At 43.3% G+C, this 13,397-nt stretch carries 12 protein-coding genes and 1 tRNA gene; 5 read left to right on the top strand and 8 right to left on the bottom strand.

The window, feature by feature from the left end; translation table 11 throughout:
* Positions 1 to 33: 33 nt before the first annotated feature.
* The gene (locus tag LRS05_RS07120; RefSeq protein ID WP_257867673.1) at positions 34 to 1,611 is read right to left on the bottom strand and encodes a hypothetical protein; all 1,578 of its coding nucleotides are present in this window, start codon (positions 1,609 to 1,611) and stop codon (positions 34 to 36) included.
* A 114-nt stretch (positions 1,612 to 1,725) separates the two neighbouring features.
* On the opposite strand from LRS05_RS07120, the gene LRS05_RS07125 reads away from it, so the two are divergent.
* The 4 genes from LRS05_RS07125 (at position 1,726) to LRS05_RS07140 (ending at position 4,177) form a co-directional block, all read left to right on the top strand.
* Positions 1,726 to 2,148 carry a PaaI family thioesterase gene (locus LRS05_RS07125; protein ID WP_257867674.1) on the top strand — a complete coding sequence of 141 codons (423 nt, stop codon included), beginning with the start codon at positions 1,726 to 1,728 and terminating at the stop codon, positions 2,146 to 2,148.
* 91 nt (positions 2,149 to 2,239) lie between these two features.
* Entirely contained in the window at positions 2,240 to 3,205 is a 966-nt protein-coding gene (locus tag LRS05_RS07130) for an isochorismate synthase (protein ID WP_257867675.1), read from the top strand.
* 116 nt (positions 3,206 to 3,321) lie between these two features.
* Positions 3,322 to 4,038, top strand: a complete 717-nt coding sequence (gene bshB1 / locus LRS05_RS07135; protein ID WP_257867676.1) for a bacillithiol biosynthesis deacetylase BshB1 — start codon at positions 3,322 to 3,324, stop codon at positions 4,036 to 4,038.
* A gap of 63 nt (positions 4,039 to 4,101) precedes the next feature.
* Positions 4,102 to 4,177, top strand: a tRNA-His gene (locus tag LRS05_RS07140).
* Positions 4,178 to 4,235: 58 nt separating this feature from the next.
* Here the strand turns inward: LRS05_RS07140 and LRS05_RS07145 are convergent.
* Both LRS05_RS07145 and LRS05_RS07150 read right to left on the bottom strand, forming a co-directional pair.
* Positions 4,236 to 4,445 carry a hypothetical protein gene (locus tag LRS05_RS07145; protein WP_257867677.1) on the bottom strand — a complete coding sequence of 70 codons (210 nt, stop codon included), beginning with the start codon at positions 4,443 to 4,445 and terminating at the stop codon, positions 4,236 to 4,238.
* Between the two features lie 95 nt (positions 4,446 to 4,540).
* Positions 4,541 to 4,720 (bottom strand): hypothetical protein, encoded by a 180-nt coding sequence (locus LRS05_RS07150; protein WP_257867678.1) that lies wholly within the window; start codon positions 4,718 to 4,720, stop codon positions 4,541 to 4,543.
* Between the two features lie 66 nt (positions 4,721 to 4,786).
* Between LRS05_RS07150 and LRS05_RS07155 the strand changes: the two genes are divergently transcribed.
* The gene (locus LRS05_RS07155; RefSeq protein ID WP_257867679.1) at positions 4,787 to 5,701 is read left to right on the top strand and encodes an alpha/beta hydrolase fold domain-containing protein; all 915 of its coding nucleotides are present in this window, start codon (positions 4,787 to 4,789) and stop codon (positions 5,699 to 5,701) included.
* 10 nt (positions 5,702 to 5,711) lie between these two features.
* Here LRS05_RS07155 and LRS05_RS07160 read toward each other — a convergent pair whose 3' ends face one another.
* The 5 genes from LRS05_RS07160 to LRS05_RS07180 form a co-directional block, all read right to left on the bottom strand.
* The gene (locus LRS05_RS07160) at positions 5,712 to 6,293 is read right to left on the bottom strand and encodes a hypothetical protein (RefSeq protein WP_257867680.1); all 582 of its coding nucleotides are present in this window, start codon (positions 6,291 to 6,293) and stop codon (positions 5,712 to 5,714) included.
* 141 nt (positions 6,294 to 6,434) lie between these two features.
* Positions 6,435 to 10,094 (bottom strand): phosphoribosylformylglycinamidine synthase, encoded by a 3,660-nt coding sequence (gene purL / locus LRS05_RS07165; RefSeq protein ID WP_257867681.1) that lies wholly within the window; start codon positions 10,092 to 10,094, stop codon positions 6,435 to 6,437.
* Positions 10,095 to 10,162: 68 nt separating this feature from the next.
* Entirely contained in the window at positions 10,163 to 10,969 is an 807-nt protein-coding gene (locus tag LRS05_RS07170) for a DUF2971 domain-containing protein (protein WP_257867682.1), read from the bottom strand.
* A 113-nt stretch (positions 10,970 to 11,082) separates the two neighbouring features.
* Positions 11,083 to 12,750, bottom strand: coding sequence for an FUSC family protein (locus LRS05_RS07175; protein ID WP_257867683.1), 1,668 nt, complete (start codon positions 12,748 to 12,750; stop codon positions 11,083 to 11,085).
* Entirely contained in the window at positions 12,725 to 13,300 is a 576-nt protein-coding gene (locus tag LRS05_RS07180; RefSeq protein ID WP_257867684.1) for a YccS/YhfK family membrane protein, read from the bottom strand. Before LRS05_RS07180 ends, LRS05_RS07175 begins: the two co-directional genes overlap by 26 nt.
* Between the last annotated feature and the right edge of the window lie 97 nt (positions 13,301 to 13,397).

Here is a 13,397-nt window from a genome sequence, read left to right on the forward strand (position 1 = left end):
AAAATTTTGTCAGAATGATAAAATTATAAGAGTTTAATTTTGATATTCATAAGCCCCGGCATCCGGGCTGGCATCCCGTACGTTTCCGTTGAGGTCAACAGTTCCCTGTGTCACGTTTAGTCCTATCCCTATTGCACCGGAATCTGCCTCAAGCGTCAGCATATTTTTCTGAGGGTCAGTAAAGTTTGCCCTTGGCTCACCTGTTGATGTACTTTTAGCTCTTTTGGTGTTTACATACTGTAATTGGTCTTCAAACTGATACAAAGGGTTGCTTGTATATTGATTAGAATAATCATAGAACTTTATCAGGCTGTTATTGAACTTGAAGTTATATTCAGTGACAACAGAGGTTTCTCTATTATGCCTAATACCGAGATTGCCTGAACTCCAGAAAATACAATTAGTAAAATTCCCATCAAAATCACTTACCCTGCGTGTTTCCCTAAAATCAAAATAATTAGATAATTCCAGCGGCACCTGGTTGTATGCGTTAGAATAGTTAGCGATGGTGCAGTGTGTGAAATTATGTGTACCGCCTTGAGATAATGATACTGAAGCCTGGCCTGCTTTATTTACCACAAGATTATTTGCTGTAATGTCTGAATGTACAGAAAGAATTCCATATACGCCTGAATTATATATCTGCGAGTTGGTGATACTTAGCTTAGGTGTTGTTGTACCATCGCCTTCGGGTGCCTTCGCCCAAATTCCTATCGACGAATTTTTTAATGTAAGATGGTTAATTGTATTTTCTTCACCCGACATAAGTAATATTGAAAACCATTGCCCGGCAGTTTCGGCAAAGCGCGGCTCAAGCCGGTCACCCTCAAATATTACTTCGCCCTCAAGTGTCTCTTCATTCGCAGATGGCTGCCCGTTTATCTGTAATTTACCGCCCGGCCTTACCATTAGCCCTGACCCCGCATGGAAATGTATACGCGCACCCGGATCTACAACCAGCGTTTTTCCATTCGGGACCGTAGCAAAACCATATATTACATAAGGCTTGCTATTGTTCCAATGATATTCATCACCATTTACCGGGTCACTTTCGTCAAGATAAAATCCGGGAAGATATTCCGGGTCACCAGGGTTGCTTTCACTGTCCCATCGTACAGCTTCATAAAGAACTTTTGGCCCGCTGGTATCACGCTGCGGGTACAGGAAATAAGCATCCTGAATAAGCGTCACCAAGTGCACTTCCTGTACACCGCTGGTGCTTTGAAATTCAATTTCATCGGTGTATAAAAAGTCATCCGGGTTGGCATCACTTATGTTTGCAGTTGTTTCAATGAATATGAAAAGGCTGTCTTTTGCCAGAAGCTCAACGTTGTTGAATTCTTTTCCCGGCATCCCGTCAACCATAAGCCTATAGTTTGATGCCTGGCCTTTCTTCAGGCGTAGTGAGGGTATGGCAATATCTTTATTGCTGCGGTTATATACTTTCAGCGTATAAGTGCTTGATCCTATATTTGAAAATACCGTGTCAAGATAAACGGTATCGCGTGAAAACTCCAGTCCGCCCGGGCTTTGTTCAAATTCAAAATCGTCGCGGCATGAAGCCAGGCACATAAAAAGGCCTGCAATAGCAAAAAGTATAAGTTGGCGCATAGCACTTGCAATTTTTTGTAAAAATAGCCAATAATATCAATTGGTAAAATGCAAACGCTTTTTTAGCGGTTTTAGTCTCGTCTATTTTTTATCTTTACCTCAAACAAACATTCAATGGAATTTGAGAAAGAAAAGGCATTGCAGATGTGCAGGCAGTTCTCTAAAAATACGCTGATGGAAACGCTGGAGATTGAGTTTACCGATGCCGGCCCTGATTTCCTTGAGGCTACCATGCCGGTAAACTCGCGCGTGCACCAGCCGATGGGTCTGCTGCATGGCGGTGCATCAGTAGCATTGGCAGAGAGCGTTGGTAGTGCGGCATCTATCATGTTCATCAATCCTGAAAAACAGGAGGTGAGGGGCATAGAGATTTCGGCTAATCACCTGCGCAGCAAGCGTGATGGTAAAGTAACCGGTACAGCCAGGATAATTCACCAGGGGAGAAGCCTGCATTTATGGGAAGTGCGAATAACAGATGAGGAGGGCAGGCTGATTTCGCTTTGTAAAATAACCAATATGGTACTTCCAAAAAAATAATTAGTATGGGGAAACTTTTTAATTATTTTGAAGCTGCGCTATCTGAAAAAAATCAGCCTTTGCGGTATACAGTAAGCCTGGCGAAAATATAGTGCGGGGTATTTTTGGCTATGAAGGTGCCAATCATACATTTGAACATAATGCCAAAGGCTTTGTTTTTGCACCTTTTGCCATAGGAAAGAAAATCTTTATCCCGGCAGAAGAATCTGCTAAACTGGCAGAATCTTTTGAAAGTATGGATTCAGGTAATCCTTTAAATGATGAGCCCCAAACAAGCCATCATACTAAGGCGGCCTTCGAAGCGCTTGTCAGCAAGAGCGTTGAAGCAATAAATTCAGGACAGTTTGAAAAGCTTGTCTGTTCCCGTCCCGAAGAGATTACAGTCGTGAATATTAATGCTGTTTCGGTATTTAAAAAGATGCTAAAGGCATATCCTAATGCCTTTTGCTATTGTTTTTTCAGCCCTGAAACCGGGTTATGGATGGGCGCAACCCCCGAGCAGCTGCTGAAAGTAAAAAACGGCATACTTAATACCGTGGCACTCGCCGGAACACAAGTGTATAACGCCGGAAAAGCAGCAGAATGGCCTGACAAGGAGCGGCAGGAACAACAGTTTGTAACGGATTATATTGTGGATAAACTCAGTAATTTTGTTTCGGATATGCAAGTGACACAGCCTTATACCTTTAGGGCCGGGAATATTGTCCATATAAAGACTGATATATCGGCAACAATTCAGAATACCGAAACGCTTCATAATATAATTAATGCCCTGCACCCAACACCTGCCGTATGCGGGCTGCCGAAAGAACAGGCACAACAGTTCCTTATAGAACATGAAGGTTATAGTAGAGAGTACTATTCAGGATATCTGGGTGAAATAAATATGGGGGCGGTAAGTAATCAAACGGATTTATTCGTAAACCTGCGCTGTATGAAAATAGAAGGTAATAAAGTAACACTTTATGTTGGTTGCGGTATCACGAAAGACAGCGACCCCGAAAAAGAGTTTTTTGAAACAGTAAATAAGAGTATGACAATGCGGAGGGTGTTGTAGTTTTAGAGCTTCTGAGCCACTAAGCTTCTAAGCCTTTTGGACCTCTATAACCACTATCTGTTTATTCAATTATTAAGCTAAGTTCCTAAGGAGCTTAGCAGCTAAGAAGCTTTAAAATGAAATTAGATATACTTGTTTTTGGCGCCCACCCCGATGATGCAGAATTAAGCTGCGGAGCAACCATTGCAAAAGAAATTTCGCTTGGTAAGAAAGTCGGGATAATAGACCTTACCCGTGGTGAACTCGGTACGCGCGGCTCAGCTGAACTGCGCGATAAAGAAGCTGCCGATGCAGCAAAAATACTCGGTGTGCAGGTACGGGAAAACCTTCGTTTTCGTGATGGATTCTTTATTAATGATGAGGCACACCAGCTGGAGATAATAAAAATGATACGCAAGTACCAGCCTGAAATAGTGATTTGCAATGCTGTTGACGACAGGCATATAGACCATGGTAAAGGCAGCAAGCTGGTAAGTGATGCATGTTTCCTTTCGGGGCTTATCAGGATTGAAACCCAACTTGACAACCAACCACAACAGGCATGGAGGCCCAAGCTGGTGTACCACTATATTCAATGGAAAAATTTAGTGCCTGATTTTGTAGTTGATGTAACGGGTTTTATGGATGTAAAGGTGCAGAGCCTTATGGCATATAGCTCTCAGTTTTATGACCCTGAGAGTAAAGAGCCGCCTACGCCAATTGCCACAAAAAATTTTAAGGACAGCATTTTGTACCGTGCTGCCGATCTTGGCCGCCTTATAAATACGGACTATGCCGAAGGTTTTACTGTGGAAAGGTATGTGGCTGTCAGCAGGATAACGGATTTAATATAAAAAAGTGAATTTTCTTTTGCGAAAACACACGAAATAATTTACATTTGCACTCGCAAAACAAATGGTGATTGTAGCTCAGTTGGTTAGAGCGTCGGATTGTGGTTCCGAAGGTCGGGGGTTCGAGACCCCTCATTCACCCTTTCAGAGGGCTGTCTTTTAAGGCAGCCCTTTTTTTATTCTTTCAGGTTTTTATTGGTTTAAAGCAATTGTGATTTGGGAAGTATCGAACCCATCAATTGGTCAAACAATTCAGCCTGGTCAGCTGTAGTGAAATATATTGTATAAAGACATCCTCTATCTGTTCTGGTTTTGCGTATATCGCCTTTAAGCCTTTTCACCAGGCTGTCAACCATAATGATGCGCGGGTAAAACTTACGGGGAACTGTAAAGGTACGGGTGATTATCATAGGGAAGATTTGTCAATAAATGTAATAATTTATAAGATACAACTTACAAATTGAATTGTTTTTCGTTGTGTGAATAACAAAGCCGCTGAAATGCATCAGCGGATAAGCGAAAAGAACAATATAATAATCACCATACCAATAAAAAGCATTGAGCGAATTGTAAGATACCTGCCCTGCCTGTTGTTTTTCCACAAATGCTTCCGGCTGTCGCGGATGTAGAGCATCAGCACAAAAAGGATGATTATAGAAAGGAAAAGGATGAGTTTGGTTTGCATTCGGTAAAAATAACAATAAGTTTTACTGGATAAACTGTAAATTTAGCATGCTAAAAAATAACCGCAATGAAACAAATAACCACCATTTTTTTTCTGATAGTTGTTGCGTCGGCAACTGCACAGGATTTTAAAACCATTACCTACTTTGTAAATGACAGCACAAAGCTGGAGCTCGACCTTTTTCTGCCTAAAAAAAGCGGTATTAAAAAGTTTCCATTGCTTATTTTCATGCATGGTGGAGGATTTGGTGGAGGTAAACGTGCTGACGGCCATCATATTTGCAGCTATGCGTCACAGCATGGTTATGCGGCTGCAAGCATCACATATACGCTGTATATGAAAGGGCGCAACTTTGGGTGTGATGGTAAATTGCCGGAAAAGATTAAGGCGTTCCGGATAGCGGCTAATGACCTGTGGCAGGCTACGCTTTTCTTTACTAAAAATGCTGATAAGTATAATATAGACCCTGCTGAGATTTTCATAGGGGGTAACAGCGCCGGGGCCGAAGCTGCACTACACGCGGCGTACTGGGACAGGGACGTTATGTCGGTCTATCCTGAAAAACTCCCTGCTGATTTTAAGTACGCGGGAGTAATATCGGGCGCGGGGGCTATTATGGACCTGAACCTCATCACAAAAAAAACAATGGTACCCATGCTGCTTTTCCACGGCAGTGTAGACCCAACCGTACCGTATGACAATGCCGCGCACCATTACTGCCCAACCAATGCCAGCAACTGGCTGATGCTCTTCGGCGGGTATGCCGTATACAAGCATGTAGCTGATTTAAATGGTATTGCCCGTATGGTTACCTTTTGCGGAGGTGGGCACGAGTACAGCGACCACATGTTCGGCAAAGACCAGGCGGGTGTGGTAAGCTTTATGGACAGGGTTTTAAAAGGGGAACGTTTTTATGAGCATACCATAGTGCCTACCGGAAAATCAGGGGAGAGGGATGATAAGTACGGGTTTTGTGAGTAGAATGGATTTTTTAATCATAAATATAATACTTCCAATTCCTATTTTCGGTGGGATACAAAGTTGTCAATTCACCTTCAGCCTTGTGGTTTCCATTTGAGTCGAAAACCACAACTTCATAGTTAAAGCCCAAAAGTACATCCTGAGTGAAAGAGAGATTGAAACCGTCATCATTCTTTTTATAATCATATCCTGAAATACCCATAACCCAAGGTTTAGAAATGGAATTAACGTATTTTGGCGCTAATTGTGCAAGGCTGTAAGGGTAGTGTTTATTTACATAGTTGTATTTTTCAATAGCCTTAATTAAATTCTCCGCATTGTTGATCGCGAATGTCCGACTGTAATCTCTCGCATAATCAGAAATCCAAAATGAAAAAACAAATGCCAGAACCGGAACCGTGCACATCAAAATGGGAAGTGTTTTTATTTTCTCTTTTTTCTGGACTTCCACAAACAGCCATATGAAACCAACAGGTACTAAGATCAACCCTAAAAAGCTGCTAATCTGGGCGAGGCTGAAAATTATATTGGTCAATCCGCTAAGAAAACCCGGCCCGGGCAGAAAAGGTAAAAGAACAAGTAAAATCACCATCAGGTTTATTACTATAATTGCTTTCCATTGCTTTTTGGTCATTGCCGATTATTTTCAAAATCTATTTCCAAATATAACAAAAAACACCGCCCATTCTCGAGCGGTGTCATATCCCAATTAACGAATAAACAAATTCACGCATTAACGCTTTTCTATCCACAGCCTCGCATTTACAAATGCCTCGTGCCATGGCGATACCTCATCGTTGCGGCCTTCAGGGTAGTATGCCCAGTTCCATTGGAACATAGAGCGTTCAATGTGCGGCATCATCACCAGGTGTCGGCCATCATTGCTAGCCATCATTGCTATGTCAAAGTGAGAGCCGTTCGGGTTGGCAGGATAGCCTTCATAGGCATATTTAGCCACAACGTCATAGCGGTCTTCGGTGTAAGGCAGGTCAAAGCGCCCTTCGCCATGCGAAATCCAAACCCCAAGTGTGCTGCCGGCCAGGGTCGAGAGCATCACAGAGCTATTCTGTTGCACTTTTACCGAGGTAAAGCCACTCTCGTGCTTACGGCTTTGATTGTGCAGCATACGCGGTTTCTGTTCGTGATCGGGGTTTATCAGTCCAAGTTCAATAAAAAGCTGGCAACCGTTGCAGATGCCGACAGAAAGTGTATCGTCCCGCTTAAAGAAGTTCTCCAGCGCAGCCTTAGCTTTTTCATTATAAAGGAAAGCGCCCGCCCAGCCTTTTGCTGAACCCAGCACATCACTATTTGAGAATCCACCCACGGCACCAATGAATTGTATATCTTCAAGCGTCTCGCGGCCCGAGATGAGGTCGGTCATATGTACATCCTTAACGTCAAAGCCTGCAAGGTACATGGCGTTTGCCATTTCACGCTCGCTGTTGCTGCCTTTCTCACGGATGATTGCGGCTTTTGGCCTTGGTTTAGAAGGGTCAATTGCTACTTTCTTACCTGTAAAATGGCTCGGGAATGTATACTGTAGCGGCTGGTTCTTATAGTTCTCAAAACGCTCTTTTGCTTTTTGTGGACCGGATTGCTTTTGGTCTAACAGATAGGATGTCTTAAACCATGTATCACGGGTTTTAATTACATCAAATTCAAGATTAGTCTTGCCATTCGTAATAGTAATGGTATCACCTTCTTTCGGCTTACCTATTAAAGTGTATTTGATATTATTTTGGGAAAGTTCTGCTTCCACAGATGCATCAGCCTGTATTACAATGGCAATGTTTTCAGCAAAAAGGGCTTTAACTGTATCTGTTTCGCCTAACCCCGTCAGGTCATATTCTGCGCCCAGGTTTACTTCGGCAAAGCTCATTTCCACAAGGGTGGTGATAAGCCCTCCGCTGCCTATATCATGGCCTGCCGCAATCTTTCCGGCTTTTATAAGTTCCTGAATAGTATTGAATGTTTCCTTGAATTTCGCTGCATCTTTTATGGTCGGAACTTTAGTGCCCACTTTGTTCAGCACCTGCGCGAAAGAAGATCCGCCAAGTTTATAATCATCTCCTGAAAGGTTTATGTGGTAAATGTTGCCGCCATTGCGTTTCAACACAGGTTCAACTACCTTATTTATGTCGGTGCAGTTACCTGCCGCCGATATGATTACCGTTCCCGGGGCAATTACATCTCCTGTAGGGTACTTTTGCTTCATCGACAGGGAATCTTTACCTGTGGGGATATTAATACCCAGTTCAATCGCAAAATCGCTACAGCCCTGCACGGCCTCGTATAGCCTTGCATCTTCACCCTCGTTCTTGCAGGCCCACATCCAGTTAGCCGATAGCGATACGCCCTTCAATCCATCTTTCATCGGTGCCCATATAATGTTACTCAGCGCTTCTCCAATGGCATTACGGCTTCCGGCAACGGGGTCAACCAGTGCAGCGATAGGAGAGTGGCCTACCGTGGTAGCAACACCTTCCTTGCCGTTATAATCCAATGCCATTACACCCACATTGTTAAGCGGAAGCTGTAACGGGCCTGAACATTGCTGTTTCGCCACTTTTCCGCCTACACAACGGTCAACTTTGTTAGTTAGCCAGTCTTTACAGGCTACAGCTTCCAATTGCAGCACCTGGTCGAGGTATTCGTATATTTTTTCCTGAGAATAATCCAGTTCAGCATAATTGGCTTCAACTGTCTTATCTTCCATTATTGTTTTTGGCGAAGAGCCAAACATATCTTCAAGCGCAAAATCCATTGGTTTTGCTCCGGTCGTAGCGCTTTCAAAAGTAAACCTGTGGTCACCCGTCACATCACCCACCTGATACATTGGGGAGCGTTCACGGTCGGCAATGCGCTTCAGGGTATCAATGTCTTTTTGCCCGATCACAAGGCCCATGCGTTCCTGGCTTTCGTTACCTATTATTTCTTTTGCCGAAAGAGTAGGGTCGCCCACCGGTAGTTTGTCTAAATCAATCTTTCCTCCGGTTTCTTCCACTAATTCAGACAGGCAGTTTAGGTGCCCGCCTGCACCGTGGTCGTGAATGGAAACTATAGGGTTATTGTCGCTCTCTACCAGTCCGCGTACGGCATTGGCAGCACGTTTCTGCATTTCAGGGTTACTACGCTGAATTGCGTTAAGCTCAATACCTGTACTGAAAGCTCCGGTATCTGCCGATGATACTGCTGCCCCACCCATACCTATACGGTAGTTCTCTCCGCCAAGTATTACTACTTTATCACCGGGCTGCGGCTTTTTCTTTTTGCTTTGGTCTTCTTTGCCATAACCTATACCGCCGGCAAGCATAATTACTTTGTCGAAGCCAAGCTTACGCGCATCTTCTTCATGCTCAAACGTAAGTACCGAACCTGTGATAAGCGGCTGGCCGAATTTATTGCCGAAGTCACTCGCGCCGTTTGAAGCTTTTATCAATATGTCCATCGGTGTCTGGTAAAGCCACTGGCGTTCGTCCATGCCTTTTTCCCACGGGCGGTTTTCTTCAAGCCTTGAGTACGATGTCATGTAAACAGCCGTACCAGCAAGTGGCAGTGAACCCTGACCGCCGGCAAGCCTGTCGCGAATCTCGCCGCCTGAACCTGTCGCTGCGCCATTGAAAGGCTCAACTGTAGTTGGGAAGTTGTGCGTCTCGGCTTTTATGGAGATGACAGAATCGAATTCTTTCACCTCGTAAAAGTCGGGCTTGTCGGCGCTCTTTGGTGCAAACTGTTCTACACGCGGCCCTTTTATGAAAGCCACATTGTCTTTATATGCCGAAACTATATCATTTGGGTTTTCCTGAGATGTTTTCTTGATTAATTTGAATAGTGATGACGGTTTTTCCTCGCCATCGATTACGAATGTACCGTTGAATATCTTGTGGCGGCAGTGTTCGCTATTCACCTGGCTAAAACCGAATACCTCGCTATCTGTTAAATTTCTGCCAATTTTTTTAGACAGGTTGCGCAGGTAGTCTACCTCATCATCGCTTAAGGCCAGGCCTTCTTTTTCATTAAATGCGCAGATGTCGGTTACCTCGAGTATCGGTTCGGGCTGAATATTAATGGTAAAAATATCCTGGCCGAGGCCGTTGAATTTCTGTGACAGCATCGGGTCGAAACCGGAATGGTTTTCTTCAACCTTTTTAAATTCTTCTATACGAATTATGCCTTCAATACCCATGTTTTGGGTAATTTCAACGGCGTTAGTACTCCACGGAGTCACCATTGCGGCACGTGGGCCAACAAAAAAATCCGGCAGAGCGGATTTTTCTATTTTATGGGCGTTGCCAAAAAGCCAGTTAAGTTTTGATGTGTCTGTCGCCGATAACTCGCCCTGCGACTGTACTGCAAATACGGTATCGGTATCGTTCCCGAAGAAATGAATCATTGTTGTTGTGTTGTAGTTGTTGAAGGCGTAAAATTAGGGATTTATTTGATGATTTGGAAATGGTTATTCTACATGGAACAAAATTCGTCCTGATCGTAAATCGGAATATCGCCGATATTATCGTTAACGGCTGTTATAATTTCTGTACGGTTTATTGAAGAAATGTTGCGTCCCAAAATTATATGTTGAAAAGCTTCGTTTGGCAATTTAATCTGTCGCTCTTTCACACCCGTGGGGTTTTCCCAGAATTTATGTGTTCTATACTCATTTTCAAATTCCCATTTCTTTTCTTTTGAAAAAATTTGTAAGGCGTGAATTTCAAGATGTTCCATTATGGGCTCAGGAAATATATCCGGAAGGGTATCATAATATGTTACCTTACCACCACCTCCTAAGTAATTGAACATGATTCTTGAATTATAACCAATACAAAACCCTTGAGAATCATTCGCGTACTTTGCCCACATATCTATTATGCATGGTTCTGCAGTGAGGCTTAAGATTCCTCGACGCTTATTATGCTCGTTTGAATAGAACTTGTGATAATCGTCAAGAAAAATCTTGTCTTTGAATTTTTTTTCTTTCATCCATGTTTTACTTTCAAGTCGATGTTGACTTCTATTATAAGAAGGAAATTTTAATTTTGACATTCGCATAGCCCATTGTAAAATTTGTCTCTCATTGAGTAAATCATAACGAATGGGCAATTTGCAGTCTAGTTTATCTTCAAATGACTCGGGGAATGCCATAAAAACTTCCCTCTCCAAAATAAATCTTTTGTGAAAGTCATCATCCCAATTCCGATATTTATAAACAGTTAATGGAATTTCTCCATCATCTAAGGTGCCTCTGTATTTATTTAATATGGTACTCATAATTATGCTATATTAGGGTATTATAGAAGCTTCAAAATTAAGCTAATATCGTTATTTATAGCGAGTGACTATCTTCATTGAAATATATGTGAGGCACTATTGATAGATAGCGACTACCTCACCACCTCCAGCTGCTTTGCCGCTTTAATAATCTTCTCGCTGAGGCTGTTCAGCCATACCAGTTGTTCAATTACAAGGTGTGCTTCTTCCATACGCAGTTTAAATTCTTCTTCAGCAGTTACATAAGTTTCAGAAAGCTCACGGGCACGTATATTCCTCAATTCCGTAAAATGCATGGCAAGCTCAGAATTTTGTGCGGCAGTACTTTCAAGCGGCACCTGGAGGCTCAACAAAGCAATAGCATGGTCAAGATTTTTGATTATAGTATTTACAACCACATTGAAAGCATCAGACGCTTTCGTTGTCTTATGGCTTTGTACAAATGTTCCCAGTGATGCTAACGACGATAACAGGGTATGGTTTAGCACAGCTAGCTTGTATATTTGTTGCTGCTGTTTTTGTTTTGATTTGGGTTCCTGGGCCATACGCTGGTAGCTCTGCATCAGGTTGCCAATTTCAATGAAAGCGTTTTTGCGCGCAAGGCGATAAGTAACAGGTGCCGTGCCTTTATTGATATACAACAGTGCTATTTCGTTGAGATAGTCGCGGTTGGCTTCGATGGACTTGCGCACGAAAAGTGGCAGGCTCACGAACTCCCAAGTTGGCCAGAAAAAGTAATTTGCCCCAAATACAAGCAGTGCCCCAATTGCTGTATCAACAATGCGGTATTGTATAACTTCCGATACATTCGGGTTTAGCATGCCGTAGATAAATACTACATATATGGTGACAAACATGGCGCCTATCTTGTAATTTGTGGGCGTTAAAGTGAAACCCAGCAGCATACAAAGTATCGCCAGTGATCCAATTATTAGTGTGTTGTGCAGAAACAACAATATGCCAAAAGCAATCAGCCCTCCGGCTACCGTACCTATAATCCGGTGGTAGGAGCGTTCTTTAGTAAGGCCGTAACCGGGCCGCATGATTACGATGATAGTAAGCAAAATCCAGTAAACGTTTTGCAGCGGAAAGATGATACCGATAATAAAACCGATGGCAATGGTAATCGTGAGGCGCAGGGAGTGCCTGAAAATGCTTGACGAGAAGCTTAGGTTATCTTTTAAAGTACTCCACCTGTAATTCTGAGGCGTCAGGAATTTTTCCATTTCCCTGTCGCGGCCTTGGATGTCTTTAAAATTAATTGACAGCGTAAGGGCACGCTCAATCAGCCTGATTTTCTCTACCTGCTTTTCGGCATAGTGCAGCATGTTAGAGAGCATCCAGACGCCTTCGCCTGCTTGTTCCGTACCGAGTTCGGTTTCGTAATCTGCTATCGCACGTTCAAACGCTACAAGGTCTTGCAGCAGCTTGTGTTTCGGCATGTATTTCTTGCGGTCTCGCAGCGCTTTGGAAACCTTTTTAAGTGACGATGCCAGGTTGTAGGCCAGATTTTGGTAGGTTGCCAGCACCTTTGGTTTTTGGCTGAATTTCTCCTGAAGCTTGTTATGGTCAAATGATGTCGACAGCGCCAGCTCAAGTATATCTACCAGTGAAATGAACACGAGCAGCATCCGCCGGTTCCTGTTACTGTTGCCTGATGCGCCACGACTGCGGATGAGCACTTCGCGAAGGCTTTCATGAATGGTATTTATCTCCACCTGGAGAATCAGCTGTTTCTCAATGATTTTTTCACGTTCAGCCCAAGGGGTCCCAAAGATCACCGCGCAACTTCATGTATTTTGAGGTGAGGCGAAGGCATTCGGCAAGCTGAAGTTCGGTATACCGGTGAGGGCTCAGGTAATTGAACAGCAGCGATATAATGGTGTAGATAAGCCCTCCGCTAAAAACCAGTGAAGTGTGTGTAAAAATGTCAAAACCTGTCTTTATATGCCCGGATGCCAACGCTACTGCCAAAAGGCCTGAAAAGCTTACCATATTGGCGCGCTGACCGTAAACCGAAATCATCGAAAGAAAGAATACTACAGGAACTAATACAGCGTAATATATGACGGGGAAGGGGTGCAGCAGGTTTACCAGCAACGTACAGCCCGCCACTATAAGCGCTGCAACAATAAGCCCCCTTGCACGGTCGGGCAATGAGCTGGGTATATCTGCCGGATAAGTAAGGAAAGCGCCTATGGCAACGGTAAAGCCAATTTCGAAATATCCCAGCCGGGCAAGGATAAGTACCGGCAGCACTGCAGCAATAGTCACTATTACAGCCTTAGTGAAGTTATTGCTGTCGGTAAAATTCCTTATGTGCTCAATCATAACTGCAAAGATACATATTGGCTAAAGCCTGTGTGTTTGGTAAAGTGAATTCTCACAAAATTTTAGCATTTGAATAATACGCATTTCTTTTAAGAGT

It is taken from the genome of Flavobacterium sp. J372 (genome assembly GCF_024699965.1).
GTDB lineage: Bacteria > Bacteroidota > Bacteroidia > Flavobacteriales > Flavobacteriaceae > Flavobacterium.

What these genes read in the sequence shown, in the direction of transcription:
- LRS05_RS07120 (WP_257867673.1), bottom strand. Translation starts at nt 1,611, where the DNA reads ATGCGCCAACTTATACTTTTTGCTATTGCAGGCCTTTTTATGTGCCTG.
- LRS05_RS07125 (WP_257867674.1), top strand. Translation starts at nt 1,726, where the DNA reads ATGGAATTTGAGAAAGAAAAGGCATTGCAGATGTGCAGGCAGTTCTCT.
- bshB1 (WP_257867676.1), top strand. Translation starts at nt 3,322, where the DNA reads ATGAAATTAGATATACTTGTTTTTGGCGCCCACCCCGATGATGCAGAA.
- LRS05_RS07145 (WP_257867677.1), bottom strand. Translation starts at nt 4,445, where the DNA reads ATGATAATCACCCGTACCTTTACAGTTCCCCGTAAGTTTTACCCGCGC.
- LRS05_RS07150 (WP_257867678.1), bottom strand. Translation starts at nt 4,720, where the DNA reads ATGCAAACCAAACTCATCCTTTTCCTTTCTATAATCATCCTTTTTGTG.
- LRS05_RS07155 (WP_257867679.1), top strand. Translation starts at nt 4,787, where the DNA reads ATGAAACAAATAACCACCATTTTTTTTCTGATAGTTGTTGCGTCGGCA.
- LRS05_RS07160 (WP_257867680.1), bottom strand. Translation starts at nt 6,293, where the DNA reads ATGGTGATTTTACTTGTTCTTTTACCTTTTCTGCCCGGGCCGGGTTTT.
- purL (WP_257867681.1), bottom strand. Translation starts at nt 10,094, where the DNA reads ATGATTCATTTCTTCGGGAACGATACCGATACCGTATTTGCAGTACAG.
- LRS05_RS07170 (WP_257867682.1), bottom strand. Translation starts at nt 10,969, where the DNA reads ATGAGTACCATATTAAATAAATACAGAGGCACCTTAGATGATGGAGAA.
- LRS05_RS07180 (WP_257867684.1), bottom strand. Translation starts at nt 13,300, where the DNA reads ATGATTGAGCACATAAGGAATTTTACCGACAGCAATAACTTCACTAAG.